The sequence below is a fragment of the Bacillus sp. LNXM65 genome (assembly GCF_002998575.1).
Taxonomy (GTDB): domain Bacteria; phylum Bacillota; class Bacilli; order Bacillales; family Bacillaceae; genus Bacillus.
On the sequence record NZ_PVRB01000002.1, the window covers coordinates 239,042 to 265,217 of the forward strand.

Consider the following 26,176-nt stretch of genomic DNA (forward strand, 5'->3'; position numbering starts at 1 on the left):
CCACCCTTACATAAGGAGGCCGATCTGATGCTGAGTAAAAGACTGGCGCACATCTTAAGTCAGCTCATGGCAGCGGAGACCCCGCTCACAAGCGCTGCGCTTTCTGTCAGCTTACAAGTGACAAGCCGCACCATTCGTACAGACATCAAGGAACTGAACGACCGTCTCGCTCCTTATCAAGCGGCTGTATCAGCTGTTCGAGGAGCTGGCTATGAGCTGTTGATCAACGATGAGAATGCCTTTCGCCGTTTTATGAAAGAGGAGGTCGAACAGGAAGAGCCACTGGCTGTTCTGCCGGAGGAGCGCGTTCGGTTTATTTTAAAGAAGCTGCTTCTCGCAGAGTCTTATGTGAAACTGGAAGACTTACAGGACCAGCTGTTTATTAGTAAATCGACGATGAGTAACGATATGAAATGGGTCAAACGCAAGCTTGAGCCCTTTGATCTGAAGCTGGATGCGAAGCCGAATAAAGGCTGCCGAATCAAAGGATCGGAGATGAAAATTCGTTATTGTATGTCAGAATATTTATTCAATGAACGCCGTTCCTACCAAACGATGCTGAACACAGCAGTCACCATTTTACCAAAACATGAATTGGAATTGATTCAGAAAACAATGATTGATTATATCAATGAAGAAAGAATGAATCTATCAGACATTTGCATGAATAATTTAATCGTTCATGTTGCGATTGCCTGCAAACGGATTAGACACGGAAACTATGTATCTGTTTTGCCAGAGGAAATCAATGAGATACCACAGGCAAAGGAATATAAGGTCGCTAAAAAAATGGTGGAATGCCTTGAAGGACTGCTGGACGTCTCTTTTCCACAAGAGGAGATCGTCTATATCGCCATTCATTTATTAGGAACAGCCAAAATGGTACAGTCCTTTTCATCGAGTGGTCAAAAACAAATTGTGGATGATGACACGAGCCGTCTTGTTCAGCTTATGCTCCAAGCCATTGATCAAAAACTGCAGCTTGATTTAGCCGGCGATGCGGAATTAATGATTGGACTGAGTCTGCACTTAAAGCCAGCCATGACCCGGTGTAAATATGGAATGAACTTAAGAAATCCGATGCTTGATGAAATAAAGGCGGGGTATCCACTTGCTTTTGAAGCAGGTATTATCGCCAGCAGGGTCCTAGAAGAAGAGGAGGGGCTGAGTATTCATGAGAATGAAATCGGATATATGGCGCTTCATTTTGGTGCGGCTTTAGAGCGGAGGAAAATGGAGATTCCGCCGAAGCGATGTCTCATTGTCTGTGCATCTGGTGCAGGGAGTGCAAGGCTGCTTCAGGATCGTTTGCGGTCACAATTTGGGTCAAAACTGACCATTTTAGGAACAGCAGAGCTTTATTCGCTTCCGCATGTGTCTTTACATGCCCTGGATTTGATTATTACAACGGTCCCGATTCAGATGGATTTACCGATTCCAGTCATACAAGTAAACACCATTTTAGGAGGCGGCGACTTTTTAAAAATTGAAGAAGCCCTGACGAGTGAAACAAGGGTGACATTGGCCTCTCAATATATGAAAAAGGAATTGGTCTTTACAAAATGCGCCTTTCAAACAAAGGAAGAGGTCATCACCTTTCTCACGGAAAAAATCATCGATATGGGTTTAGCACCAGCAGAGCTTACACCTTCTGTGATGGAAAGAGAAGAGGCTGCTCCTACATCCTTCGGGCATTATACAGCCATTCCGCACCCTATGACGCCGCTGACAGAAGAGACGTTTTGGGCGATATGTACATTAGAAAAACCGATCATATGGGGAGAGAAAAAAGTTCAATTTGTCTGCTTGCTTTGTGTCGAAAAAGAGAATGCCAAAGATTTAAAAGGGATGTACCGTCTGCTGGGCGAGCTTGTGCATAATGTGAAATTCATTCAGCATCTCATCGCCTGTGATACATTTGAAGACATGCTGGATACCATGTATAAAAAGGTCCCTTCGTACAAGAACTAACAGTGTGATCTTAACTTTTTCCGCTTCCTAAAGGAAAAAGTATAGGTGTTTATGAAAGCGGTTTCATAATATGATGAATGTGTAAAGAAAAGCTTCACAATTTCAAAAGGGGGCGTTTACACATGAACATCTTATTGGTTTGTGCAGCAGGTATGTCAACAAGCTTACTAGTCACAAAAATGGAGAAAAGCGCACAAGAACAAGGAAAAGACTATCGTATTTGGGCAGTATCTGGAGATTCAGCGAAAAGTCATATTGATCAAGCCGATGTGCTTTTATTAGGACCACAGGTTCGATATTTATTACCACAAATGAAAAAGCTCGGAGAAGAAAAAGGAATTCCAGTCGACGTCATTAATACCGTGCATTATGGCGTATGTAATGGGGCTGAGGTTTTAAAATCTGCTGAACAGTTAGTGAACGGATAAAGGAGGCGGAAGGGATGAATGGATTCAACCGATTTCTAGAAGAGAAGGTCATGCCGTTTGCAGGGAAGATTGCCGCTCAAAGACATTTACAAGCATTGCGTGACGGAATTGTTTTAACCATGCCTCTCATTATTGTCGGTTCACTGTTTCTCATTTTAGCCAACCTTCCGATCCCAGGATACAGCGATTTTATGGCAAGTATCTTCGGAGCTGAATGGGCCACGAAACTATCCTATCCTGTTAATGCAACCTTTGACATTATGGCACTTGTTGCCACCTTCGGGATTGCCTACAGGCTTGCTGAAAAGTATGCAGTGGATGCCCTATCATCTGGTGCGATCGCTGTTGCAGCTTTCCTTTTGGCGACACCATATCAAGTTCCTTTCACACCTGAAGGCTCAACAGAAGCCATCCTAGTAGGTGGGGGAATTCCAGTCACATTGATGGGCAGTAAAGGGTTATTCGTTGCCATGATTATTGCCATGCTTTCAACTGAAATTTACCGATTCATTGTCCAGCGGAATATCGTCATTAGGATGCCTGATGGTGTACCGCCAGCAGTGAGTAAATCGTTTATCGCACTTATTCCAGGTTTTGTGGTCATCACGCTGATCTGGGTCGTTAGACTTGTGATTGAGATGACACCATTTGAGAGTATTCATAATATCATCACGGTCTTAATTGGCACACCGCTTTCCATTCTTGGTGGAAGCTTAGGCGGAAGTATTGTCGCCATTGGTGTGCAAATGCTCCTCTGGGCATGTGGTATTCACGGAGCAACCATTGTCGGCGGCGTCATGGGCCCAATTTGGCTCGGTGCGATGGATGAGAACCGTCTCGCATTCCAAGCAGGAGAAGTGCTGCCAAATATCTTCACAGCGCAGTTCTTTGAAATCTTCATCAATGTCGGCGGAAGCGGTGCAACGCTTGCTTTAGTGCTGACGATGATCTTACGTGCCAGAAGTAAACAAATGAAACAGCTTGGCCGACTTGCCATTGGGCCAGCCATCTTTAACATCAACGAACCGATCATTTTTGGAATGCCGATTGTCATGAACCCAATGCTTCTCATTCCGTTTATCCTTACGCCAATCATGATGATCATCACCACGTATATCGGAATGAGCACAGGACTTGTAGCAAAACCGGCGGGGATTGCTGTCCCATGGACCATGCCGCCCATCATTTCAGGCTATCTCGCCACAGGAGGCAAAATCTCTGGTGCTGTCATGCAGCTGATTAACCTGGCGTTGTCATTCGCTTTATACTACCCATTCTTTAGAATGTGGGATAAGCAGAAATTAAAAGAAGAAAGTGAGCTAGAAACAAAAGCATCAACTGATGAAAATGTCGTCAGCATGTAATAGAGGAAACAAGGGGGATGCGGCCGATGGAAATGGAACAAATTGTGTTTCAACTCATCTTACACGGCGGGAATGGCAGAAGCTCCGCGATGGAGGCCATTACATGTGCAAAGCAAGGAAATTTTGATGAGGCGAAGCAAAAATTGCAGGAAGCACAAGACGCGTTAAATGAGGCGCATCACGCACAAACAGAGCTGATCCAAGGAGAAATTAGAGGAGAAAAGACCGACATCAGTCTCTTAATGATCCATGCACAGGATCATCTCATGAACGCAATGACCGTCAAGGAACTCGCGGCGGAAATCATCGAGCTCCATGAAAAAATGAAGCAACTCGGAGGTGTCAATTCATGAAAGATGGAATCAAAATTGTCACAATAGGCGGGGGATCGAGCTATACGCCTGAGCTTGTCGAAGGGTTTATCAAACGATATCATGAATTGCCTGTAAAGGAATTATGGCTAGTGGATATTGAAGCGGGTCAGGAAAAGTTAAACATCGTGGGCGCTCTCGCGAAACGCATGGTTGAAAAAGCGGGTCTGCCGATTGAGGTACACCTGACGCTTGACCGCCGGGAAGCCCTGAAGGACGCAGATTTCGTGACGACACAATTTCGTGTAGGACTGCTGGAAGCACGGGCAAAAGATGAGAGAATCCCGCTCAAATACGGCGTCATCGGTCAGGAAACGAACGGACCAGGCGGTTTATATAAAGGACTTCGAACCATCCCAGTCATTCTAGATATCGTGAAGGATATGGAAGAACTTTGTCCAGATGCATGGCTTGTGAACTTTACAAATCCGGCAGGCATGGTCACAGAAGCTGTATTACGCTACACAAATCTAAAAAAAGTAGTCGGTCTATGCAATGTACCAATTGGGATGAAAATGGGGATTGCCAAGGCGCTTGATGTAGATGTTGAGCGGATCGAGGTACAGTTTGCGGGCCTCAATCACATGGTCTATGGGTTAGATGTGTATTTAGACGGGGTCAGCATTATGGATCAAGTGCTCGATGAATTGGGAAATCCGAATAGTCAGTGGTCTATGAAGAACATTGAAGCGAAAAACTGGGAACCTTCTTTTGTGAAAGGCTTAGGGGTGATCCCATGTCCGTATCATCGCTATTACTATAAAACGAAAGATATGCTGGAAGAAGAGCAAAAAGCGGCCCAAGAAAAAGGAACAAGAGCAGAGGTTGTACAGCAGGTCGAGCAAGAATTATTTGAGCTCTATAAAAATCCTGATTTATCGATTAAACCACCGCAGCTCGAAAAAAGAGGCGGGGCGTATTACAGTGATGCGGCATGTAACTTAATCAGCTCCATCTATAATGATAAGCATGACATCCAACCTGTCAATACAGTGAACAGAGGGGCGATTGCCAGCATTCCGGCTGAATCAGCGGTTGAAGTGAACTGTATCATTACGAAGGACGGACCAAAACCAATTGCGACGGGCGATCTGCCTGTAGCTGTGAGAGGGCTCGTTCAACAAATCAAATCATTCGAGCGTGTGGCAGCAGAAGCGGCTGTAACAGGAGATTACGAGACGGCTCTTGTGGCGATGACGATTAATCCGCTTGTCCCATCTGATGAAATTGCAAAGCAAATTTTAGATGAAATGCTCGAAGCGCATCGTGAATATTTACCGCAATTCTTCAAATCAGTCAAAGCGTAAAACAAAATGGCCCCTTTATGGGGTCGTTTTTTATCATTGCCCCATATGGGAATTCAAGAAAGAAGTGTATGATAGAAAAAACAGCATGTATGGCTTCAAAGAAAGGACGGTTTGAATATGGTTGCAATTGGTTTAATGCTTTACGGCTTTATCGTTCAACCACTGATGAGTTACGGCACAGTGGTCTTGTTTTTGTATGGCATCATTGCTTCATTTATTGGTCTTATTCGTCATAGACAGTATGTGTGGATTTATGTTCTCCGCCTGCTCGTTTGTTTTACCATTCCAGTGACCAACCTGTTGATGTATTTCGCAACGATTGGTGGAGATGAAAGAGACTTTGATTTCCAGCCCATGCCGCTTGTTTATTATCTTGTCTTTATCCTAGAAATCATCATCGTCTTTTTACCAGAGATCTTTTTACTGATCGAAAGAAAGCGGAGCATAAAAAGGAAACAGTGGATATATGCAGGGGCGATTGTGGGGGTATCGGTCTTGTTTTGGTGCACGATTTGATGGGCGGCTGACTGGACATCTGAGTCTATTTCGCCTTTTTGTTGTGTAGCCTCTTTCGTCTAACCTTTACAAAAGTAATGGAAAGAACAAGGATAAAAATCCCGAGAACCTTAAATAGAAACCGGGTGAGGAACGGTGAATCGTCGAAACCTGTAGCTATGATCATCGATCCGATGCAAATACCTAAGAACGCTAGTAGATAAGTAAAAAACATACCATCACTCCTTATACGTATGATTACCATTATAAGGTATATTGGAGGGGTAAATAAACAAAAAAAGAACCCTTCATGACTGAAAGGTTCTTTTACATGCTTAAGTCTGTTTGACGACCGAGTCGACTTCTACTGTCCAGCCGAAGATATCTGGCTGTGTTCCTTTTTGAATACCAGTAATGGCTTCGTACAATTTCTTCGATACTTCACCTGTTTGACCATCTTGAATTACATATGGCTGATCGTGATAAATTAATTCCCCGACAGGAGAGATGACGGCCGCCGTTCCAGTTCCAAAGATTTCTTCAAGCTCACCTGATTGATGTGCTTCAATTAACTCATCAATCGAAATTTTACGCTCTGTCACTGGAATACCCCAATGTTTTAACAGCTCAAGTACAGAGTTACGGGTGATGCCTTCTAAAATGCTGCCGTTCAATTCAGGCGTCACGATTTCTCCTTTGATTTTAAAGAAGATATTCATACTCCCGACTTCTTCAATGTACTTTTTCTCGACTCCATCAAGCCAAAGAACCTGTGAAAAGCCTTTGGTTTCAGCGACTTGCTGTGCCTTGAGGCTTGAGGCGTAGTTTCCAGCTGTTTTGGCATTTCCTGTCCCGCCCTTAACGGCACGGACAAATTCGTTTTCAACTGCAATTTTGACCGGGTGGATGCCTTCTTTATAGTAAGATCCCACTGGAGATAAGATAATCAGCAGCTTATACGTGCTTGACGGCGCAACGCCTAAATACGGCTCAGTGGAAATAATGAATGGACGGATATACAAGGAAGTGCCCTCTGCATCAGGTACCCAATCCTTATCAATGCGAATGAGTTCATTTAAGCCCTCTAAAACCGTTTCTGTATCAATTTGCGGGATACACAGGCGGTCATTGGATCTGTTTAAGCGTTCCATGTTCTTTTCCGGACGGAATAAGAGAATTTTCTGATCCTCAGAAACATAAGCTTTTAAGCCTTCAAAAACAGATTGCCCATAATGGTAGACCATCGAAGCTGGGTCCATTGGAATGGCCTGATAAGGTATAATTCTGGGATCGTACCAGCCTTGATCAATGGAATAATCCATCACAAACATGTGATCTGTGAAGATTTTTCCGAATTCAAGTTGATCAGATTGAGGTTTTGGTTTTTTTGTTGAACTAAGTTCAACGCGGATGGGTTGTTTTGGCATCGTAAATCTCCTTGCTGTTTGATTATTTGAAAATTCTAATAATATGAAATAATTATGATTCTATTCTATACCTTCACAAAATATTAGCAATAGGTTTTCTGGAATTCAGATAAGAAAAATCTGTTAAAGCGCTTTCCTTCTCTCTGCCGTCAGTCTGCCTCATGACACCCCTTTTTAATAAAGAAATAAAATCCAAATGCATTATTAACTGATTAATCTGACAATTTAAAAGCGGATGATTTTCCTGTAAGATATTCTTTCAACCATACACCTTTTGACTAGTACATTGCAAGGGGCATTCTCATTTTTTAATCCTCTTTTTTTTAACCGATAAAGGAAGAAGAGAAGTGAAAGGAGCACACAACAAGATGAAACGAGCGATATCAGGCATTTTACTTATTTTATTCATGACCGTGATCAGCTTCGGCTGTCAAGCGATGACAGAGGAGGCTGGCGCCAAGCAGGGAACTGCCTATTACGTGGCGCCAAACGGAAACGACAAAAACCCGGGAACGAAGCAAAAACCTTTTCGCACGCTGAAAAAAGCGGCAAGTATGGCGAAAGCCGGGGCAACCATTTACATGAGAGGCGGCACATACAAAGAGAAATTGATTGTCCGCCATTCAGGTACAAAGAAAACACCCGTTATCTTTCAAGCTTACGGAAAAGAAAAACCTGTCATTAGCGGGGCTTCTCTTAAAGGAAATCAAGCAGATGGCGGTCTTGTCACGATCGATCAAAAAAGCTACATCACCCTCAAAGGTCTGACGGTGGGACATCTCAAGACGAATAAGGAAGATGTGACACCAGTCGGTATTTTCATCAAAGGAAGCGGCAAAGGCGTCAAACTGCTCAACAACCGAGTGTATGACATTCAGACGAAACACAAAAATGGGAATGCGCACGGCATTGCGGTCTATGGAACAAAAGCTCCTGCGGCCATTGAAGACATTGAAATCAAAGGAAACACTGTTGAAAAATTAAAGCTTGGCTTCAGTGAAGCGCTTGTGCTAAATGGGAACGTCAACAAGTTCCGTGTGACACATAACACGGTTCGCCACACAGATAATATAGGCATTGATTTAATTGGTTTTGAGAACGTAGCACCTTCTAAAAAGTACGATCAAGTCAGAAATGGTGTCGTATCTAAAAACAAAGTATATGAGATTACGAGTGCAGGGAATCCAGCCTATGGCAAAGACATCTCCGCTGGCGGAATTTATGTTGATGGCGGGAAGGACATTGTGATTGATCATAACATCACACATCACAATGACCTGGGGATTGAAGTCACAAGTGAACATAACGGAAAAATGGCAGATCGCATTCGCATCGAACACAATCAAGTGTATTTGAACCGTTATACAGGTATTTCAATTGGCGGCTATGATAAAAAGCGAGGCGGAACAACAAATACGACGATCTCACATAATATTTTGTACAAAAATGACACAGCCGGCTTAGAAGGCGGTCAATTGTTGATGCAATATCAAGCCGTGAACAATCGAATCACGAATAATATTATGACAGCGAGTGCCTCGCATTACTTAGTCGTGAATCTTTATGGAGTGAATCAAAAGAATACCTTCCAGAAGAACGTGTATGACGACCGAAAAGGTGCAAAGGCATCACAGTGGGTATGGCGTGGGAAATGGATGGAAGGCTACAAAACGTATCTCTTGAAAAGCGGCCAAGATAAAGGATCAGCACACCTCAATCCACAATTTGTGAATGAGAAAAAATATGACTTTCGCCTGAAGAAATCATCACCTGCTAAGAAAATCATCGGAAGTTAAGCATGTCTGAACCACAAACGCATTGTTTTAAATTTTCAAAAAAATCATTGACATTGATGTGACATCACATTAAAGTAAAGAAGACATTTTAACTAAAACAAAATTTCATAACGGATCTCTTATCAAGAGAGGCAGAGGGACTGGCCCTATGACGCCCGGCAACCGTTTCTACTATAGAAATTGGTGCTAATTCCTGCAAAGCTGTTACAGCTTTGACAGATAAGAGAGGAAGACTTCCCGATACATGTTTCATGCAACGGTGATCAAGCCTCTCTTCCAGGAGAGGCTTTTTTTCGTCTCTTTTTCAAATGAAAGAACAGTTTACTGGCGTTTTCCCACTGTTTTACCTAGTTTTCCGATGTGGAAAATAAAAACAACTTGAGGAGGAACAGCAATGAAGCGTAAGCATTTTACATCATGTCTTATATTATTAATGGTATTGACGATCCTATTAACGGGCTGCGGCACTGGATCAAGTGCAGGCTCAAAGGCAAATGCGAACGAAAAGGTCTCCTTTGACAATGTACCGAAGCGATTTGCAAAGGGACAGGGAGCAAAAATTAAAGTCATCCGTAAAATCGGAGGAGATGATCATACAGCGCAGTTTTTAGCTGGGACGAAGGCAGAAGGTGAAGCGCTTGGCTTTACGGTAGATGTCTACACCGCAAATGGAGATACAGCGAAATTCCATGATGCGATCTCTCAGGCGCTGGAAGAAAATTATGATGGCTTTATCATCTCTCATGGGGACGACGAGGCGACCGTCGCTGACGTGAAAAAGATTACAGCGAAGGGCATTCCAGTCGTAGCGTTTGATTCGAATCCTAAGCTGAAGGACATCAAAGGGGTCACAGTGACGTCTCAAGATGACGAACAATTAGCGAAAAAATCATTAGACGCACTCGTATCTGATTTTAAAGGAAAAGCAAATATTGCATACCTCTGGGTAGATGGGTTCCCGCCAATGGTGAGACGAAACAAGGTCTATCAAGAAACGCTCAACCAACACAAAGGGATCAAGGAACTTGACCGCTTTGGCATTGCTTCCTCTGATACGTCTGTTCAAACGCAAAATGCAGTAGCAGCCATGCTGAATAAATATCCAAAGGGTAAACTTGACGCTATTTTTGCCACGTGGGATGCCTTTGCCATTGGCGCAGCAAGAGCGCTAAAGGAAGCAGGAAGAACAGAAGTGAAGATTTACGGGATTGATGTGTCAAATGCTGATCTTCAAGAAATGACAGCGAAAGAAAGTCCATGGAAGTACACAGCAGCGGTTGATCCGAAGCTCATCGGCGCTGTTGATGTGAGAATTCTTGCGAAGAAAATAGCGGGTGAGAAAACGCCATCTTCCTATGACCTTGAGGCCTCTCTCATCTCGCAAAATCAGCTTCAACAAGCAGGAAAAGCCATCAATATGGTCAATCTTGCAGACGAAGTGAAGGGGTTCGGCTCATCGACTGCTTTTGAAGAAGATTGGATGAAGACCTTGAAGAAGCATTATACAAAATAAACGACGTGCACTCTCTTCCATAGAGAGTGTTTCGTTTTTCAGATGATGATCATGAGAAGGAGGACACCTATGACTTCGCCGCTTGTTTGTATGAAACATATTTCGATTGAATTCCCAGGAGTAAAAGCGTTAGATCAAGTGAATTTTACATTAAAAAAAGGGACGGTTCATGCGCTGATTGGAGCGAATGGTGCTGGGAAGTCCACGTTAATGAAAGTTCTTTCTGGCGCTCATTCGCACTATGAAGGAAGCATCCATATCAATGGTCAGGCGGCATCCATTCAAACCCCAAAGAATGCGGCCTCATATGGTGTGCAGACGGTCCATCAAGAAGTGGATACGGCGCTAGTTCCCTACTTAAGTGTTGGTGAGAATATGATGATGCATCAGATTGAGAAAAAAACATTTGTCGGCTGGAAAGAGCTGCACCGTAAGGCAGCTCAACTATTAAAAGAAATGGACATCGACATCTCCACAAAACGCCTTGTGAGTGATCTGACCCTTGCAGAAAAACAGATGGTGCTCATTGCCAAGGCCGTTTCGATTAAATGCAGCATTTTAATCTTAGATGAACCAACGGCCCCTCTTAGTCATACAGAAACAAGCAAGTTATTCTCAATGATTGATCGGCTGAAACAGAATGGAACGGGCATTGTGTTTATCTCCCATCGCATGCCTGAAATTTTCACCATCTGTGATGAACTGACAGTGATGCGAAATGGAACCGATGTCGCAAAACACCTCGTTCAAGATACAAATCCGCAACAGATTATTGAAGAAATGCTAGGTGCGCCATTAGAGGAGCAATTCCCGCTCCGTACACCTTTGAAGGATGCACCTATTGTGCTTGAAGTGAAGCAGCTAAACGACCAGCATAAATTACGCAACATTCATCTTCACGTGAAAAAGGGAGAAATTCTCGGAATTGCAGGCCTTGTCGGTGCTGGAAAAACGGAATTGTGTAAAGCCCTTTTCGGCGCCTCAGAAAAAAAGACGGGAACTGTGCAGCTTCATGGTCAAACCGTTCGCATCACATCGCCTCATCAAGCCGTGAGAGCTGGAATGGCCCTTGTGCCGGAAGAACGTAGAAAGGAAGGGGTTCTAACAGAAGAGAGCGTGGGATGGAACTTAACGGCTGCAAGTCTTCGTTCATTCTCAAGAGTGTTCAGCTTCTTACATCGTTCGAAGGAAAAGCGGGAAGCAGACGTAATCGTCAAACGGCTTGGTGTCAAAACCCCATCTCTTGAAGCAAAGGTGAAGCATCTATCCGGTGGAAATCAACAGAAGATTTCCATAGGAAAATGGCTGCTGGCTGAAGCGGATATCTATCTCTTTGATGAACCAACAAAAGGCGTTGACGTTGGAGCGAAAAAAGATATTTTCACCCTGATTGCAGAGCTTGCCGCCCGCGGGAAATCTGTGATTTATGCGTCAAGTGAGCTGTCGGAGATTGCAGGTATCGCAGACCGAGTCTACGTGCTGTATGATGGCAGCATTGCCCGGGAAATGACTGCGCCAACGACTGAGGAAGAGCTTTTATATCATTCAACAGGAGGACAATTATGAGTGAACGACAAATTCCAGTCCCTGTGCAGCAAATGAAAAAACAGCGGCCATCCTTTCATCTATTTGATTTCTTTTATCGATATGGCACGATCTTAACCATTGTCGTATTGATTGTGGTATTTGCGGCAGCGAATCCAGCGTTTTTGCAATCAGGGAATATCATCAATATATTACGGTCTATCTCCATTGTGACCATTATTGCGGTGGGCCTTACCATCTCATTGGCAGTAAACGGCTTTGATTTATCAGTCGGATCAGTCGCAACGTTATCGAATGCAATTGTGATTTCTATGTTCGTGTGGTTTTCGCAAAACCCGCTGATTGCGATCCTCTCTGCGCTAGCGGCTGCCCTTATTGTTGGTTTACTCAATGCCTTGATGATTGTCAAAATGAAAATTCCAGATATGCTCATGACATTAGCTATGATGTTTATCATTCAAGGACTGGCTCAAACGTATACGAAAGGGGCGACCATTTCTGAAAACATGGTGCTGTCTGACGGTACATTCTCAACGGGCACAATCCCCGCCTTTTTCAGCAAAATCGGCCAGGTGCCATATATCATTCTCTTAATGGCAGCCATTGTGCTATTTGCACATGTTTTCATGACCTACACAAAGCACGGCCGATTTATGTACATTATTGGAGGGAATAAGGAAGCGGCTCGATTGTCCGGTATTCATGTAAACAAATATAAAATCGCAGCATATCTGCTCTCGGCTTTATTTGCAGCAATCGGTGGTATTGTGCTGGCATCAAGGGTGATGACAGCGGAAATAAATGCTGGCGCACCTTATTTAATGGATGGCGTAGCGGCAGCTTTTATCGGTTTTTCCGTCATGGGAGCAGGAAAGCCAAATGCATTTGGTACGTTTATTGGGGCTGTGCTCATCGGTATTTTGCAAAATGGACTTGTGATGATGTCTGTCCCTTATTACGCGATGGATATTGTGAAAGGCTCTGTACTCGCGCTTGCGCTGGCGTTAACGTATTACAAACAGCGAGGCTGACGACGTATTTTTTAAAACCTTTTGAGTCCTTTCTCCGTCTAGTAAACGGAAAGCGGTGCAGCCGCCGTTTCCCAAAAGGAGATGACAAAAAGAAATGAATATGTCAGCAACTCATGTAGAAGATTTGAAAAACGTCATGGAAGACTGGAAAAATGAATTATTAGTATATAAATTTGCATTAGATGAAATGGATACAAAGTTTTCAATTATCAGCCAGGAATATAATTTAATCCATGGACACAATCCAATAGAGCATACAAAATCACGAATCAAATCCTTTGAAAGCATTGTAAATAAATTAGCAAGAAAAGGATGTGACATCACAACACAATGTGCCAAGGAGTATATCCATGATATCGCAGGTGTCCGTATCATCTGCTCTTTTATTCAAGATATCTATAATATTATGGATGTATTGAGGCAAAGAGAGGATCTAAAAATCCTTGAAGTGAAGGATTACATTCAACATCCAAAACCAAATGGCTACAGAAGTCTTCATTTAATTGTGGAAATCCCTGTGTACTTAACGAATCGTGTGGAGCATGTGAAGGTTGAGATTCAGGTGCGGACCATAGCGATGGATTTTTGGGCGAGCCTTGAACATAAAATCTATTATAAACTGCAAAACGATGTCCCTCATCAGCTGACCGATGAATTGAAGGAAGCGGCAGATATCGCCCATTACTTAGATGAAAAAATGCAAAATATTAAACGAGAAATTGATTAGCGCATAGAAAAGAGCAGCTGTTATATTCACAGCTGCTCTTTTTCATTTTTAAGGATTGGTGCCGCGGTCTCTCTTTTGAATGATATCTTGAGATTGTGCAGATTGGCTGTCTTTTTGGATAGAAGCGCCAATGGAAACACCTGTTATCAAGAGTGTCAAAATCGCAGTTGTGATAAACCATTTTTTCATCATACATCACTCCATATTTTTAACAAGTTTTTAAGGACAACGCCTTGTTCCAGAAATAAGTGGATTCCTCATGAAGTCCAAGATCCGTTAAGTAAGCAGCTGCATCCTGACAGATGGCTTCAAGATCGACAAGGAAATTCATAGATTCTAATTGATCACAATAAGATTTGATTTGCTCCATCATGTTGTCTGGCTGAAGCATAAGTGTTTCTAAAATGGATAATTTAAGTGAAATGTTTCGTTGTTTTAAATTTTCTGCTTTTTGTAGTGAAAGCTGTACATAATAGTGGAACAAACCAGGCTTTTTCAGCTTGAACAGTGCTTTTGTATAGGCATACATGGCAAGTAAGTAGCCGCCTGGAGAAGACGTTTCAAATGTCTCGATCAATAAAGCTTTTTCTAGGAGCGGCACAGCTTCACTGTATTCATTTCTAAGACTTTTAATAAAAGCTGCATTGCAATACGCGTGACCAAGTAAATCTGGGTCTTCCATTTGTTCTAGTGAATGAATCACTTCTTCAAATAATGACTCTGCCTCATCATATTTCGATTGATCAGCATAATTCAAAGCGAGCATCATTTGACAGCTGATTGATTTTTTCACATAACATGGATCTGCGTCATAAATAGATGAAGCCATCTTTAAGTGGTGTATGGAGAGAAGCGTGGACCTTATATTATAGTAAAGACACCCTGTTTTATAATGAAATTCTGCTTTTTCAATGTCATCGTGCACGAGATCTAATTTATCCTCGGCCAATTTTAAAAGGTGAAATGCCGTATCCTGATTGCCTCTGCGCATTTCATACATCCCTTTAAAGAAATAGAAATAGTAACTGAGCATGTCATCTGTACGGATCGCATTTTCATCAACAAAAAGACTATGATCCAACGAAGCTGTATCTTCGATGAGATCCTTAAAACGGTACTCTAGCAATTGATAGTAAAGTAAGACGTCTTGATTCTCTTCCATTCGATCAAACGCTTGAAGAATCTCTTCTTTTAGCTGGATCGCACCTTGTATTTCTCTTTTTTTCATCATGACATACCAGTCATTTAACATATTCGCTACATCAACGGACGACAAAACACCTGTTTCGGCCAATTTATATCCTCCTTTCTTCATCTATCCATCTAGTTCGATGTCCATTCATCTGAATTCACTTTCCATATTCAGTATCTTCTTATATTTTAAGCGCTCTCTTGCAATTTGTAAAACATGTTTTTTGATGTAAATTCAACCAGTTGTGAGAGAAATAGGGATCATCCATCTTTTTTGTATGCGTTTACATATTTTTAGGTAAAAAGAGGGTTTTGGAAAAAATATATTACGATATCAATAGAGAGAAGAAGGTAATTCAAGAGTCTGTTTTCGTATGTTAGAAAAACGGAGATTTTCAAGGTGATGTCTCGTTTTTTCGTAAGATTATCTCACATCATGATTGTGAATCACTCTTCTTTTAGAATAAAATGAGTTATTCGCAAAAAAGTAAAATTTAAAGAGACTATTGATCTAGTATTGTATGGATCTTTGGTATTGATAAAAAATATCACACGCTATAGATTTAGCGTGGTATAGTATTATTGGTATTGCGAATATTTAGACAAAACTGACAATAGGGGGTCGTGTTTTATGAAAAAATCGATGTTACTGATCATGGGACTCATTGTTGTGCTCGTCATGGCAGCCTGTGGATCAAAATCGGACAGCGGTTCGGGAGAAGGCAAAGGCACATATAAAATAGGGATAGATACAACATATCCGCCGTTTGAATTTGAAAAGGGCGGTAAATATGAAGGAATAGACGTTGATCTGATTAACGCAATCGCGAAAGACCAAGACTTCAAAGTGAAACTTGAAGCTATGGACTTCTCAGGCATTATTCCAGCAATGCAGGCAGGCCAGCTTGATGTAGGAATGGGCGGGATGAGTATTACAGATGAGCGTAAGAAGAAGGTAGATTTCTCAGATCCATACTTCGACGCTGGACTGACAGTTGTTGTGAAAAAGGACAGCAGCATCAAATCAATTGATGATTTAAAGGGGAAAAAGCTAGCTGTTAAAAATGGGACGACAGGTGCAAAATTTGCATCAGATAACGCAGATAAATATGGGTATGAAGTGATTCAATTTAATGACAGCCCATCGATGTTCCAAGAAGTTTCAAACGGAAATGCAGATGCCTTAATAGAGGATTATCCTGTCATTACGTATGCAATCGCACAACAAGATTTAAAATTGAAAACAGTTGGAGACCGATTGAATGGAGACCAGTATGGTATTTCTGTGATGAAGGGGAAAAAACAAGACCTATTGAAAAAGATCAATAAAGGTCTAGAGAACCTAAAGAAAAACGGTGAATATGACAAAATTATTGATAAATATTTGAAGTCATAACACAAGCGAGGCGCGCTCCGAGCGCGCTTTCTTTATGTGGCACCGTATGTGAATTAGGGAGGGAGAAACATGGACACGATTATTAATGCATTTCCATATTTAATGGATGGTTTGCAAACCACTTTATATATCTTTGTTGTTGCCATCATTTTAGGATTTATCATCGGTTTGATTGTGGCATTATTCCGTCTGTCACCTTTTAAAATCTTAAACTTCATCGCACTTGTCTTTGTCAATGCCATTCGAGGCACACCATTTATCGTACAGCTATTCTTCATTTACTTTGGTTTGAATACACTTGAATTCATATCGCTTGATCGAGTGCCGGCAGGGATTATTACAGTAGCGATTAATGCAGGGGCTTATTTCTCAGAAATTATTCGTGCAGGAATTCAGTCCATTGATAAAGGACAAACAGAAGCTGCACGTTCCTTAGGTTTTACAGGGGGACAAAACATGCGCTTTATCGTCCTTCCGCAGGCATTTCGCCGCATGCTTCCAGCGATTACAAACCAAGCCATCATCAGCTTGAAGGACACGTCTCTCTTATCGATTATCGGAATCGCCGATATTATGCAGCGGGGACAAGTACAAGCATCGGCAACATTTGATCCTTTGAATGTCTGGCTCATTGTCGGTATCATTTATTTCGTGATCATTTATTTACTTTCTCTACTGGCTAGCTACGCAGAAAGGAGATTTGATATCAAATGAGTATGATTACGGTGAAAAATTTAAAGAAATCCTTTGGCGATCACGAAGTGTTAAAGGACATTAATGCAGTCATCGAGGAAAAGGAAGTAGTGTGTGTGATTGGTCCTTCTGGATCAGGCAAAAGCACGTTTCTAAGATGTCTCAATAAATTAGAAGATATTACGGCTGGCGAAGTCGTTGTCCACGGACATACGATTACAGATCCAAAGGTGAATATCAATAAAGTACGACAAGAAGTGGGGATGGTGTTTCAGCACTTTAATTTATTTCCTCATAAAACCGTTTTAGAAAACATCACGATCGCACCGATGAAGGTAAAAGGCGCCGACAAGAAGGCGGCAGTCGATAAAGCAATAGACCTGCTTGAAAAGGTCGGCTTAAAAGACAAAGCCAAAAGCTACCCTAACCAATTATCTGGTGGACAAAAACAGCGTGTCGCCATTGCAAGAGCCTTGGCAATGGACCCGAAAGTGTTATTATTCGATGAACCGACATCTGCTCTTGACCCTGAAGTCGTCGGGGATGTATTAGCAGTTATGAAACAATTAGCCGTCGAAGGCATGACAATGATTGTGGTCACACATGAAATGGGCTTTGCGAGAGAGGTAGGAGACCGCGTGCTCTTTATGGATGGCGGATATATTGTCGAAGAAGACAAACCGGAGGCTCTCTTTGGAAACCCGCAGCATGAGCGGACAAAATCATTTCTTAGTAAGGTGTTATAAAAAAAGAGTAAGGGCATATGGATGCTCTTACTCTTTTTCTTTTATGGAGCCTAAGAAATATCGCAGTTTATATGATGATAAAGGTAACTGGCCCCATTTCCTAGGAAATATTAGCGCTGGAAGAATTCGATCCATTCTTGGTCTGGTCCTCTGAAAAAGAAGTAGCAGTATCCATTTGGTAACGTCGTAATTTCTTCATCAATTAATTCAATTTGCAGCTTTTGAATACGATTGAATTCAGCATGAATATTGTCTGTTGTAAAGGCAAGGTGATGGACCTTTCCTTCAGATGGCAGGTCGCTGCTGTACCCTTGGATGAGCTCAATTTCCGTTTCTGTTTCATCTTTAAAACCGAGAAATGCAAGCTCAATGACTCCGTTTGTATGAGTGATGCGATCCTTTAATTTCATGCCCACGACCTTTTCATAAAAATCAATGGACTGATCAATATTTGTGACCATAATACCTGTATGATCTAATCGTAATGTCGTCAAAAAAAGAGCCTCCTCTATGGTGTGTTGATATTTTTCTCCTCATCTTATCATAATAGGAGTAACGTATACATTCATATGATAGGATAGAGAGAGTCAATTTAGGATAAGGATGACACAAATGAAAAAAATCTCATTAAAACAAACATTTGCAGAACAAGTGAAAAAGGGATATCCGCTCATTTTCAAAGATGCTGTATCGCATGTAAGCGGTGTGAAAGAAGGCGAGCTGATTGAATGGGTGGATGAGCGAGGCGCCTTTTTAGGAAAAGGATATTATGGTGTACAAAATAAAGGAATCGGCTGGGTACTCACATTTGATGCCAACGAAAAAATAGACCAAGCCTTTTTTGTCTCCAAGCTTGAGCAGGCAGCGAAAAGCAGAACGCATTTATTTCGTGATGCGCAGACGACTGCTTTCCGTGTGTTCAACGGAGAGGGTGATGGAATTGGCGGCTTCACGATTGATCATTATGACGGTTTCTATCTCATCCAATGGTATAGCGAAGGAGTTTATACATTCAAGGCGGAAGTATTGGCTGCACTTGAGCACGTATATCCAGACTATAAAGGCATTTATGAAAAGAAACGATTTGATACGTCTGGACAGTATATAGAAGATGATGATTTTGTGAAGGGAGAGAAAGGTGAATTTCCTCTCATCGTGAAAGAAAATGGCATGAACGTAGCGGTTTACTTAAATGATGGTGCGATGACAGGCATTTTTCTTGATCAACGTCATGTGAGAAAAGCGATTCGAGATCGTTATGCAAAAGGAAAGACCGTGCTTAATACATTTTCTTACACAGGCGCTTTCTCCGTGGCAGCAGCGCTTGGCGGAGCGAGCCGGACGACAAGTGTAGATGTCGCAAACCGCAGTTTGAAAAAAACATCTGAACAGTTTGAAGTCAACCATATAGATGTGGACGGGCAGGATATGAAAGTCATGGATGTCTTTAAATATTTTCCGTTTGCTGCGAAAAAAGGATGGACTTATGATCTTGTCATCTTAGACCCGCCATCCTTTGCACGCACGAAAAAGCACACATTCAGTGCGGCGAAGGATTATAAGAAGCTATTAATAGAAGTCATCCAAATCACAGCTGAGAACGGCGTCATTGTGGCATCAACGAATAGCAGTGCATTTGGTATGAAGAAATTCAAAGGATTTATTGCGCAGGCCTTTAAAGAAACAGGGCAAACCTATCGTATCCTTGAAGAATATACACTTCCTGAGGATTTCCGTACAACGAAGAATTATCCTGAAGGAAATTATTTAAAGGTTGTCTTTATCCAAGCATAAGAAAAAGCCATTTTCCGATAAAGGAAATGGCTTTTTTATAAGGCAAACGACATGAGGAGAGGCGCTGCACATAATGTAATAATAGCTGAAAGAATCATCGACACACTTGAGATCGTCCCTGAGACGGAGCTCATTTCAAATGCCTTCGATGTTCCTGCCCCGTGTGCACCTGTTCCAAGCAGGACGCCCATGGCAATGTCATTATCAATACGGAAATAACGAATGACCATTGGACCGATGATTGACCCAAACAGTGCGGTTAAAATGACGAATACAGCCGTAACGGACGGCATGCCGCCAATCATTTCTGACACACTCATCGCCACTGGTGTTGTGACCGACCTTGGGACAAGACTTTCAATAAGGCCTGTATCCAAATGAAACAACTTGGCGATAAATGCTGTTGATAGGATCGCAATGACAGAACCACAAGCCACATTCAAAATAATTTCCACTGCATGCTTCTTCAGAATGTGAAAATACTTATATAAAGGAATGGCAAAAGCAACAGTCGCAGGCTGAAGCATATTCGTGAGCCATTTACCGCCTTGATTGTATGCATCGTAAGGAATGTTGACGATTAATAGCAAGACGACAAGGACAAGCGGCGTCACAAGTAATGGGGAGACATAGACCTTCGGATGCCGTTTATACACCGCTTTTGATCCGAGATATAAAAGAACCGTTAAGATCAGAAATAGTGCGCCAACTAACATAGCTTTTTTCGCTCCTTTCTTTTCGCAATCATTTGCGTCATGATACCAGTTGAGAGCATGACGACAAAGGTACTAAGTAAGACGACAAGGACAATACTTGTGCCAGATTGAGAAAGCAATGTTCCATAATCAATGACACCAACTGCTGACGGGATAAAGAATAGCAGCAGTTCTCCAAGCAGCCATACGGCGCCAAGTTCAATCCATTTTAATTGAATGATTTTAAAATGAAGTAATAAGAAAATGACCAGAATGCCTAAAATCGTGCCCGGAATTCTTAAATGCAAAAAGGCCGCGAGCACATTCATCAATTTCGCAAAAACAAACAAAGCCATAATCTGAAGGACAGCAATCAGCGGCGTTTTGAGCAATTTCACTTTCTTTCACTCCTTTTTCTATATAAATTGTTCACTGTTTCACAAAAACATGACAACGTTCCAATTGATTAGCTTACTTTAAAGTGTACAGCACGTTCAGTTATAGGTAAAATACATATATCGAATAGTTAGTATTCCTTTTGTCTATAGGAAGGGTGAGTCATGTGGACATTAGACATTTAACATATTTCTTAGAAGTGGCGAGGTTAAAAAGCTTCACAAAAGCATCACAATCTCTTTATGTGTCGCAGCCTACCATTTCCAAGATGGTCAAAAATCTCGAGGATGAGCTGGGGGTGCAGTTGTTTTATCGAAATGGCCGGCAGGTTGAAATGACAGATGCTGGACAAACGATGTATACACAGGCGAGTGAAATCACACAATCATTTCAGAATTTAACGAGCGAGCTAAATGATTTAATGAATGTCAAAAAAGGACATATTCGCATCGGGCTGCCGCCGATGATTGGATCGAGTTTTTTCCCGAATGTCATGGGAGAATTCCGCCAGCAGTATCCAGATGTCACATTTCAATTGGTGGAGCACGGCTCTATTAAAGTAGAGGAAGGGGTCGAAGATGGTTCGTTAGATATTGGTGTCATTGTTCTGCCTGCAAATGATAAAATTTTTCATACGTACACCATTATTAAAGAAGACATGAAGCTCGTGACGCATCCATCACATCCGATGGCAGGTCGTGATAAGGTTGATTTAGCTGATTTAAAGGAAGAGTCTTTTATTTTCTTTCGAGAAGATTTTGTTCTGCATAGCCGGATATTGAATGAATGTATGAATGCGGGATTCCGGCCCAATGTCATTTATGAAACGTCTCAATGGGATTTCATTAGTGAGATGGTAGCCGAGAACTTGGGAATTGGTCTTCTGCCTGAGCGGATCTGCCGTGATCTTGATCCTGAAAAGGTGAAAGTCATTTCCTTAAACACGTCGATCCCGTGGCATTTAGGAGTCATTTGGCGAAAGGATCGCTATTTGTCGTTTGCGGCAAGAGAATGGTTAAAGCATACTAAATCCTATGTGTGGGGAGCAGAGTAAAAGGGAGGACGATACGGATGAAAACAAGCTGCGTGTCTCATTTATTGGAGAGGGTTCGAGCGGAAAATCCACTCGTTCATAATATCACCAATCAAGTCGTGACGAATTTTACAGCGAATGGTCTGCTTGCTTTAGGCGCTTCGCCAGTCATGGCAAATGCCAAAGAAGAAGTGGCTGAAATGGCGCAGTTGGCGGATGCACTTGTGCTCAATATCGGCACATTGACAAAGGACACGGTGGAGGCCATGGTTCTGGCTGGACAAGCTGCCAATGAAAATGGTGTACCTGTTCTATTAGATCCTGTCGGCGTCGGTGCGACAACGTTTCGAACGAAAGCGGCAAAACAGCTGTTAGAGCAAGTGAACATGACCGTTGTCAGAGGAAATGCTGCAGAAATGGCTCATTTACTTGGAGTGGATGGCTGGGAGTCAAAAGGCGTTGATGCGAAAGCAGCGAACGGAGATGTATCGGCACTAGCCAAACAAGCGGCAAGGACACTTCAGACCGTTGTGGTGATCACAGGAAAAGTCGATGTGGTGTCAGATGGAGAGGACGTGTTGTCTATTCATAATGGACATGAATGGCTCACCAAGGTGACGGGAACCGGCTGTTTACTGACGTCTGTCATCGGGGCATTTTGTGCAGTGGGTGAACGGCCTATTCATGCGTCAGCAGCTGCATTACTGTTTTATGGTGTCGCAGCTGAAAGGGCAGCTCATTACACTCAGGATAAAGGGCCAGGGACGTTTCAAATGGAATTGTTAAATGCACTCACACACAACTGGCGATGATGTGGTGACTATGGGGAGAATAGGGGGAATTTCACATGACAAAGGCTGATCAACAGCAAATCAAACAGCAATTATCGGTTTATTTTATTATGGGAACAGCGAATACAAGCAGACCGCCGCTTGATGTCGTAAAAGAAGCCATTCAAGGCGGAATCACCATGTTTCAATTTCGAGAAAAGGGCGAGGGAGCCTTGCAAGGAGGAGAGAAGAAACAATTGGCTCGTCAACTTCAAGTGCTTTGCCAAGAAGCAAATGTTCCTTTTATTGTGAATGATGATGTACAGCTAGCGATAGACCTTAATGCAGATGGCGTTCATGTTGGACAGGAAGACACAAATGCAGAAGACGTCAGACAACGGATCGGGAATAAAATATTAGGTGTGTCTACGCATAACCTAGATGAAGTGAAACAAGCCATGAAGGACGGCGCAGATTATGTCGGCATGGGCCCAGTTTATCCAACAGAAACGAAAAAGGATACACGCAGTGTCCAAGGAGTATCTTTGATCACTGAAGTACGTCGTCATGGTCTTCATATTCCAATTGTTGGCATTGGGGGTATCACATACGACAATGCTGCACCAGTCATCCAAGCAGGGGCAGATGGTATTAGCATCATTAGCGCCATTAGCCAGAGCGCTGATCCAAAAAAAGCAGCAGAAAAATTGAAAGCACTTGTTGCATTAGAAAAAGCATCTCTTTAACCTGTAGGAGACATGGATTGACTCAATTCATGTCTTTTCTGATTTCAGGGAAAATAGACAGGTGAGAAACAATTGTGTACAATTAAATTGTTCGATTATTTTCGAAATGACAGGTAAATAAAGGAGAATGAACAATGGAAGTGCTCGATACGTATTTTCGCCGCTACGATGAAGCAGGAAAAGGACAGGAGCAAATGGATGAATTGCTAGCATTGTTTTCTGACGATGTCATGATTGTCTTAAATGGTGCCGAGAAGCCTGGCATCCAAGCGTTTACACAGTTTTTAAACACGTTTTTCCACGTGCATGAAGACATCAAGCATATGTGGGATGGATGGAAAAAAAGAGAAGACGGAAAGTATGAAACGAACTGGGCTGTTTGCGGGAAACTTTCGGATGGCCGTGTCTATACAGCAGAAGGAATTGACATTGCAGAACTGGACGACAAAGGAAAGATCGTTTATTTAGAAAACGTTCCGAAAAATCCAGAGTTATTTCAGCGCTATTAAAAAGCCGGCTCGCTGCCGGCTTTTCCTTATGAATCAGTATCCATATGCATGCCTGTATGTGCCTTTACTTGAATTTCCGTAAAGGTGTCTTCATCTGCTTTTTCAGAGGAGAATATCGTGCCTAAGTAAGCGGCAAGGAATCCGAGTGGGATCGAGATAATTCCAGGGTTCGACAGCGGGATGAGCGGATCTCCTGTAAAGATGGCTGCTCCCGATGGGTCCCAGACGCTTGGACTGAGCGAGACGATGATCAGTGCGCTCAGCAGTCCTACTAAGCTCCCTGCAATGGCACCCGTAGAATTAAATCGTTTCCAAAAGACAGTGAAGATAATCAATGGTAAATTTGCACTTGCTGCCACGGCGAAGGCAAGTGACACAAGAAAAGCGACGTTTAAGGATTGGGCAAATAATGCAAGAATGATGGAAAGAATGGCCACGCCGATGGAAGCAAAGCGTGCCGCCTTCACCTGTTCCCGTTCACTCGCTTTCCCTTTGCGGATGATCTGACTATAAAAGTCATGGGCAAAGGCAGACGCTGCGGATAAGACGAGACCAGTTACCACTGCCAAAATGGTCGCAAAGGCAATAGCGGAAACAAAGGCAAATAATAAATCACCTCCAAGGGCTTGGGCGAGCAGAGGAGCGGCCATATTTCCTGCTGCATCTGCTGCTGTGATCGCTTCTGTTCCAACAAAGGCAGCAGCACCGAAGCCAAGGAAAACCGTCATTAAATAAAAAATACCGATGATCCACGTAGCGGATAGAACAGATTTACGCGCAGAAATGGCATCCTTTACCGTATAAAACCGGATCAAAATGTGCGGCAAACCTGCTGTCCCAAGCACTAAAGCAAGGTTCAAAGACAGTGTCTCTAAAGGCACATCATATTTATTTCCCGGGTGAAGAAATGCCCCACCGAGCGGGGTCGCTGTTTTCATCTCCTCAAACATCTTCAGCAGACTAAAATCAAACTTTGCAAATACAAGCAGTGAAATAATCAGGGTCCCAAGCATGAGAAGCACAGCCTTTGTGATCTGTACCCAGCTGGTAGCGATCATGCCGCCAAACACGACATAAATGGTCATCAAGACACCTACGACCAGCACAGCAATCCAGTAATCAATGCCAAGAAGCAGTTTGATTAATGCACCTGCCCCAACAAGCTGTGCAATCATATAAAAAGTAGAGACTGTGATTGTGTTAAACGCGGCAACCCCTCGAATGGCAGGACGCTTAAATCGTGCAGCAATCATATCGGCCATCGTATATTTCCCTAGATTTCGAAGCGGTTCGGCCACAACGTAAAGAACGACAAGATACGCCACTAGAAAGCCAATGCTATAGAAAAAGCCGTCAAATCCATTTAACGCGATCATTCCAGCGATCCCTAAAAATGATGCGGCAGACATATAGTCCCCGGCGATGGCAAGGCCGTTCTGAAACCCAGTCAAACCTCCGCCTGCTGTGTAAAAATCGCTCGCATTGCTCGTTTTTTTCGCAGCAAAATATGTGATGACCAATGTGAGCCCTACGATCGCTATGAATAAAATAAAAGCGGTCATGCTCATTCGTCATCACCTCTTGATTCAGTTTTTAAAGCGCTTACATATTTGTCAAACTGAGCTGCTTTTCTCGCATAAAGTCCACATAATACCCAGGTCATCACAAATTGTGTGAGGGCGAATAACCAAGCCCATGAGATCGCGCCAATTGCCGGCGTGTTCAAAAAGGTGAAGTAAGATGTAGCAACCGGAAGTGAAAAGTAAAAGAGAAAAAAGAAAATCGTCATCGGTACGATAAATCTGCGTTTTTCCTCGAGAAGTTTTCGAAAATCCTCTGAAGCGGCAACCTTCTTATAATGAACTTTTTTGTCTGCCATTGTTTCCTCCTTTGTACGAATTAGGGACAAGGTACTCCAATGCATATGAGACGATCTGGTTGTTTATGACAGTATATCATAAAAAAGGCACCCGAAAAGGGTGCTGAGCCTGATCAAAACATGACTTTATCTTGAGGTATTGTGTTAAGTCGAGAAGGGGCAAGCATTCTATTATATGAAATATCGGCCTTGGAAGAGTGAAATATGGAAAGGTTACTGACCGTCTTGCAGGCGCAAGACGGTATTTTTTGCTTCGTACTGGTTTAGTAATCTATGATAAAATTGTTTGGGAATTAATGGGTTTATCCGGTTGTTAGAGGGGGAAAGGCAAATGGTTAAGGCAATCTCAAGAA

At 42.6% G+C, this 26,176-nt stretch carries 27 protein-coding genes and 1 riboswitch; of the genes, 19 read left to right on the plus strand and 8 right to left on the minus strand.

Going from position 1 to position 26,176, the window contains the following annotated elements:
• The first annotated feature begins 27 nt into the window (after nucleotides 1-27).
• From C6Y03_RS04755 to C6Y03_RS04780, 6 genes are all read left to right on the plus strand, one after another.
• Nucleotides 28-1,971: a BglG family transcription antiterminator gene (locus tag C6Y03_RS04755; protein WP_106038927.1), complete on the plus strand. Its 1,944-nt coding sequence runs from the start codon at nucleotides 28-30 to the stop codon at nucleotides 1,969-1,971.
• Nucleotides 1,972-2,093: 122 nt separating this feature from the next.
• Nucleotides 2,094-2,399 carry a PTS sugar transporter subunit IIB gene (locus C6Y03_RS04760; protein ID WP_034660433.1) on the plus strand — a complete coding sequence of 102 codons (306 nt, stop codon included), beginning with the start codon at nucleotides 2,094-2,096 and terminating at the stop codon, nucleotides 2,397-2,399.
• 14 nt (nucleotides 2,400-2,413) lie between these two features.
• Nucleotides 2,414-3,763: a PTS cellobiose transporter subunit IIC gene (gene celB, locus C6Y03_RS04765; protein WP_060597567.1), complete on the plus strand. Its 1,350-nt coding sequence runs from the start codon at nucleotides 2,414-2,416 to the stop codon at nucleotides 3,761-3,763.
• A 26-nt stretch (nucleotides 3,764-3,789) separates the two neighbouring features.
• Nucleotides 3,790-4,116, plus strand: coding sequence for a PTS lactose/cellobiose transporter subunit IIA (locus tag C6Y03_RS04770; RefSeq protein WP_003215078.1), 327 nt, complete (start codon nucleotides 3,790-3,792; stop codon nucleotides 4,114-4,116).
• The gene (locus C6Y03_RS04775) at nucleotides 4,113-5,441 is read left to right on the plus strand and encodes a 6-phospho-beta-glucosidase (protein ID WP_106038928.1); all 1,329 of its coding nucleotides are present in this window, start codon (nucleotides 4,113-4,115) and stop codon (nucleotides 5,439-5,441) included. The genes C6Y03_RS04770 and C6Y03_RS04775 overlap by 4 nt, the downstream gene beginning before the upstream one ends.
• 117 nt (nucleotides 5,442-5,558) lie before the next feature.
• The gene (locus tag C6Y03_RS04780) at nucleotides 5,559-5,957 is read left to right on the plus strand and encodes a hypothetical protein (protein WP_034660737.1); all 399 of its coding nucleotides are present in this window, start codon (nucleotides 5,559-5,561) and stop codon (nucleotides 5,955-5,957) included.
• 314 nt (nucleotides 5,958-6,271) lie between these two features.
• Here C6Y03_RS04780 and C6Y03_RS04790 read toward each other — a convergent pair whose 3' ends face one another.
• Nucleotides 6,272-7,363, minus strand: a complete 1,092-nt coding sequence (locus tag C6Y03_RS04790) for a branched-chain amino acid aminotransferase (RefSeq protein ID WP_060597564.1) — start codon at nucleotides 7,361-7,363, stop codon at nucleotides 6,272-6,274.
• Between the two features lie 368 nt (nucleotides 7,364-7,731).
• Here C6Y03_RS04790 and C6Y03_RS04795 point away from each other — a divergent pair, with 368 nt between their 5' ends.
• From C6Y03_RS04795 to ywaC, 5 genes are all read left to right on the plus strand, one after another.
• Nucleotides 7,732-9,159, plus strand: coding sequence for a DUF1565 domain-containing protein (locus C6Y03_RS04795; RefSeq protein WP_106039020.1), 1,428 nt, complete (start codon nucleotides 7,732-7,734; stop codon nucleotides 9,157-9,159).
• A 116-nt stretch (nucleotides 9,160-9,275) separates the two neighbouring features.
• Nucleotides 9,276-9,385, plus strand: a riboswitch (SAM riboswitch).
• 168 nt (nucleotides 9,386-9,553) lie between these two features.
• Nucleotides 9,554-10,672, plus strand: a complete 1,119-nt coding sequence (locus C6Y03_RS04800; protein WP_106030659.1) for a sugar ABC transporter substrate-binding protein — start codon at nucleotides 9,554-9,556, stop codon at nucleotides 10,670-10,672.
• A gap of 69 nt (nucleotides 10,673-10,741) precedes the next feature.
• Nucleotides 10,742-12,238 carry a sugar ABC transporter ATP-binding protein gene (locus C6Y03_RS04805; protein ID WP_106030658.1) on the plus strand — a complete coding sequence of 499 codons (1,497 nt, stop codon included), beginning with the start codon at nucleotides 10,742-10,744 and terminating at the stop codon, nucleotides 12,236-12,238.
• Nucleotides 12,235-13,248: an ABC transporter permease gene (locus C6Y03_RS04810; protein ID WP_106030657.1), complete on the plus strand. Its 1,014-nt coding sequence runs from the start codon at nucleotides 12,235-12,237 to the stop codon at nucleotides 13,246-13,248. Before C6Y03_RS04805 ends, C6Y03_RS04810 begins: the two co-directional genes overlap by 4 nt.
• 94 nt (nucleotides 13,249-13,342) lie before the next feature.
• A complete protein-coding gene (gene ywaC / locus C6Y03_RS04815; protein ID WP_003215004.1) occupies nucleotides 13,343-13,975 on the plus strand; it encodes a GTP pyrophosphokinase YwaC in 633 nt (210 codons plus the stop codon).
• A 48-nt stretch (nucleotides 13,976-14,023) separates the two neighbouring features.
• On the opposite strand, the gene C6Y03_RS19120 is transcribed toward ywaC, so the two are convergent.
• Both C6Y03_RS19120 and C6Y03_RS04820 read right to left on the minus strand, forming a co-directional pair.
• Nucleotides 14,024-14,164, minus strand: coding sequence for a hypothetical protein (locus tag C6Y03_RS19120; RefSeq protein ID WP_162839379.1), 141 nt, complete (start codon nucleotides 14,162-14,164; stop codon nucleotides 14,024-14,026).
• A 19-nt stretch (nucleotides 14,165-14,183) separates the two neighbouring features.
• Complete coding sequence (locus C6Y03_RS04820) at nucleotides 14,184-15,269, minus strand: Rap family tetratricopeptide repeat protein (RefSeq protein WP_060597562.1); 1,086 nt, start codon at nucleotides 15,267-15,269, stop codon at nucleotides 14,184-14,186.
• A gap of 528 nt (nucleotides 15,270-15,797) precedes the next feature.
• Here C6Y03_RS04820 and C6Y03_RS04830 point away from each other — a divergent pair.
• From C6Y03_RS04830 to C6Y03_RS04840, 3 genes are all read left to right on the plus strand, one after another.
• On the plus strand, nucleotides 15,798-16,562 hold the full coding sequence (locus C6Y03_RS04830) for a transporter substrate-binding domain-containing protein (RefSeq protein WP_106038929.1): 765 nt from the start codon (nucleotides 15,798-15,800) through the stop codon (nucleotides 16,560-16,562).
• Nucleotides 16,563-16,631: 69 nt separating this feature from the next.
• Nucleotides 16,632-17,276, plus strand: coding sequence for an amino acid ABC transporter permease (locus tag C6Y03_RS04835; RefSeq protein ID WP_003215015.1), 645 nt, complete (start codon nucleotides 16,632-16,634; stop codon nucleotides 17,274-17,276).
• Nucleotides 17,273-18,001: an amino acid ABC transporter ATP-binding protein gene (locus C6Y03_RS04840; RefSeq protein ID WP_060597561.1), complete on the plus strand. Its 729-nt coding sequence runs from the start codon at nucleotides 17,273-17,275 to the stop codon at nucleotides 17,999-18,001. The genes C6Y03_RS04835 and C6Y03_RS04840 overlap by 4 nt, the downstream gene beginning before the upstream one ends.
• 110 nt (nucleotides 18,002-18,111) lie before the next feature.
• On the opposite strand, the gene glxA is transcribed toward C6Y03_RS04840, so the two are convergent.
• Entirely contained in the window at nucleotides 18,112-18,495 is a 384-nt protein-coding gene (glxA, locus tag C6Y03_RS04845; RefSeq protein ID WP_034660421.1) for a glyoxalase GlxA, read from the minus strand.
• A 118-nt stretch (nucleotides 18,496-18,613) separates the two neighbouring features.
• Between glxA and C6Y03_RS04850 the strand changes: the two genes are divergently transcribed.
• Nucleotides 18,614-19,795, plus strand: a complete 1,182-nt coding sequence (locus C6Y03_RS04850; RefSeq protein WP_106038930.1) for a class I SAM-dependent rRNA methyltransferase — start codon at nucleotides 18,614-18,616, stop codon at nucleotides 19,793-19,795.
• Between the two features lie 35 nt (nucleotides 19,796-19,830).
• On the opposite strand, the gene C6Y03_RS04855 is transcribed toward C6Y03_RS04850, so the two are convergent.
• Together C6Y03_RS04855 and C6Y03_RS04860 are read right to left on the minus strand one after the other, a co-directional pair.
• Nucleotides 19,831-20,511 (minus strand): CidB/LrgB family autolysis modulator, encoded by a 681-nt coding sequence (locus tag C6Y03_RS04855; protein ID WP_034660418.1) that lies wholly within the window; start codon nucleotides 20,509-20,511, stop codon nucleotides 19,831-19,833.
• Nucleotides 20,505-20,888 carry a CidA/LrgA family holin-like protein gene (locus C6Y03_RS04860; protein WP_012011691.1) on the minus strand — a complete coding sequence of 128 codons (384 nt, stop codon included), beginning with the start codon at nucleotides 20,886-20,888 and terminating at the stop codon, nucleotides 20,505-20,507. The genes C6Y03_RS04855 and C6Y03_RS04860 overlap by 7 nt, the downstream gene beginning before the upstream one ends.
• Before the next feature lie 164 nt (nucleotides 20,889-21,052).
• Between C6Y03_RS04860 and cidR the strand changes: the two genes are divergently transcribed.
• From cidR to C6Y03_RS04880, 4 genes are all read left to right on the plus strand, one after another.
• Nucleotides 21,053-21,940, plus strand: a complete 888-nt coding sequence (gene cidR, locus C6Y03_RS04865; RefSeq protein WP_003214744.1) for a cidABC operon transcriptional activator CidR — start codon at nucleotides 21,053-21,055, stop codon at nucleotides 21,938-21,940.
• Nucleotides 21,941-21,957: 17 nt separating this feature from the next.
• A complete protein-coding gene (gene thiM, locus C6Y03_RS04870) occupies nucleotides 21,958-22,731 on the plus strand; it encodes a hydroxyethylthiazole kinase (protein ID WP_106038931.1) in 774 nt (257 codons plus the stop codon).
• A 35-nt stretch (nucleotides 22,732-22,766) separates the two neighbouring features.
• Nucleotides 22,767-23,435, plus strand: a complete 669-nt coding sequence (gene thiE, locus C6Y03_RS04875; RefSeq protein WP_106036402.1) for a thiamine phosphate synthase — start codon at nucleotides 22,767-22,769, stop codon at nucleotides 23,433-23,435.
• A gap of 134 nt (nucleotides 23,436-23,569) precedes the next feature.
• Entirely contained in the window at nucleotides 23,570-23,944 is a 375-nt protein-coding gene (locus C6Y03_RS04880) for a nuclear transport factor 2 family protein (RefSeq protein ID WP_060597556.1), read from the plus strand.
• Between the two features lie 26 nt (nucleotides 23,945-23,970).
• Here the strand turns inward: C6Y03_RS04880 and C6Y03_RS04885 are convergent, their stop codons facing one another.
• Together C6Y03_RS04885 and C6Y03_RS04890 are read right to left on the minus strand one after the other, a co-directional pair.
• Nucleotides 23,971-25,512, minus strand: a complete 1,542-nt coding sequence (locus C6Y03_RS04885) for a solute symporter family protein (protein ID WP_034660414.1) — start codon at nucleotides 25,510-25,512, stop codon at nucleotides 23,971-23,973.
• Nucleotides 25,509-25,823, minus strand: a complete 315-nt coding sequence (locus C6Y03_RS04890; RefSeq protein WP_034660734.1) for a DUF485 domain-containing protein — start codon at nucleotides 25,821-25,823, stop codon at nucleotides 25,509-25,511. The genes C6Y03_RS04885 and C6Y03_RS04890 overlap by 4 nt, the downstream gene beginning before the upstream one ends.
• Nucleotides 25,824-26,176: the final 353 nt, after the last annotated feature.

Excerpts from the sequence above, each read along its gene's own strand:
- C6Y03_RS04885 (WP_034660414.1), bottom strand. The coding sequence starts at position 25,512 with ATGAGCATGACCGCTTTTATTTTATTCATAGCGATCGTAGGGCTCACA.
- C6Y03_RS04850 (WP_106038930.1), top strand. The coding sequence starts at position 18,614 with ATGAAAAAAATCTCATTAAAACAAACATTTGCAGAACAAGTGAAAAAG.
- thiM (WP_106038931.1), top strand. The coding sequence starts at position 21,958 with ATGAAAACAAGCTGCGTGTCTCATTTATTGGAGAGGGTTCGAGCGGAA.
- C6Y03_RS04795 (WP_106039020.1), top strand. The coding sequence starts at position 7,732 with ATGAAACGAGCGATATCAGGCATTTTACTTATTTTATTCATGACCGTG.
- C6Y03_RS04770 (WP_003215078.1), top strand. The coding sequence starts at position 3,790 with ATGGAAATGGAACAAATTGTGTTTCAACTCATCTTACACGGCGGGAAT.
- C6Y03_RS04775 (WP_106038928.1), top strand. The coding sequence starts at position 4,113 with ATGAAAGATGGAATCAAAATTGTCACAATAGGCGGGGGATCGAGCTAT.
- C6Y03_RS04810 (WP_106030657.1), top strand. The coding sequence starts at position 12,235 with ATGAGTGAACGACAAATTCCAGTCCCTGTGCAGCAAATGAAAAAACAG.
- C6Y03_RS04780 (WP_034660737.1), top strand. The coding sequence starts at position 5,559 with ATGGTTGCAATTGGTTTAATGCTTTACGGCTTTATCGTTCAACCACTG.
- C6Y03_RS04830 (WP_106038929.1), top strand. The coding sequence starts at position 15,798 with ATGAAAAAATCGATGTTACTGATCATGGGACTCATTGTTGTGCTCGTC.
- C6Y03_RS04835 (WP_003215015.1), top strand. The coding sequence starts at position 16,632 with ATGGACACGATTATTAATGCATTTCCATATTTAATGGATGGTTTGCAA.
- C6Y03_RS04890 (WP_034660734.1), bottom strand. The coding sequence starts at position 25,823 with ATGGCAGACAAAAAAGTTCATTATAAGAAGGTTGCCGCTTCAGAGGAT.
- C6Y03_RS04855 (WP_034660418.1), bottom strand. The coding sequence starts at position 20,511 with ATGTTAGTTGGCGCACTATTTCTGATCTTAACGGTTCTTTTATATCTC.
- C6Y03_RS04880 (WP_060597556.1), top strand. The coding sequence starts at position 23,570 with ATGGAAGTGCTCGATACGTATTTTCGCCGCTACGATGAAGCAGGAAAA.
- celB (WP_060597567.1), top strand. The coding sequence starts at position 2,414 with ATGAATGGATTCAACCGATTTCTAGAAGAGAAGGTCATGCCGTTTGCA.
- C6Y03_RS04840 (WP_060597561.1), top strand. The coding sequence starts at position 17,273 with ATGAGTATGATTACGGTGAAAAATTTAAAGAAATCCTTTGGCGATCAC.
- C6Y03_RS19120 (WP_162839379.1), bottom strand. The coding sequence starts at position 14,164 with ATGAAAAAATGGTTTATCACAACTGCGATTTTGACACTCTTGATAACA.
- thiE (WP_106036402.1), top strand. The coding sequence starts at position 22,767 with ATGACAAAGGCTGATCAACAGCAAATCAAACAGCAATTATCGGTTTAT.
- C6Y03_RS04755 (WP_106038927.1), top strand. The coding sequence starts at position 28 with ATGCTGAGTAAAAGACTGGCGCACATCTTAAGTCAGCTCATGGCAGCG.
- C6Y03_RS04800 (WP_106030659.1), top strand. The coding sequence starts at position 9,554 with ATGAAGCGTAAGCATTTTACATCATGTCTTATATTATTAATGGTATTG.
- C6Y03_RS04805 (WP_106030658.1), top strand. The coding sequence starts at position 10,742 with ATGACTTCGCCGCTTGTTTGTATGAAACATATTTCGATTGAATTCCCA.
- C6Y03_RS04760 (WP_034660433.1), top strand. The coding sequence starts at position 2,094 with ATGAACATCTTATTGGTTTGTGCAGCAGGTATGTCAACAAGCTTACTA.
- C6Y03_RS04790 (WP_060597564.1), bottom strand. The coding sequence starts at position 7,363 with ATGCCAAAACAACCCATCCGCGTTGAACTTAGTTCAACAAAAAAACCA.
- ywaC (WP_003215004.1), top strand. The coding sequence starts at position 13,343 with ATGAATATGTCAGCAACTCATGTAGAAGATTTGAAAAACGTCATGGAA.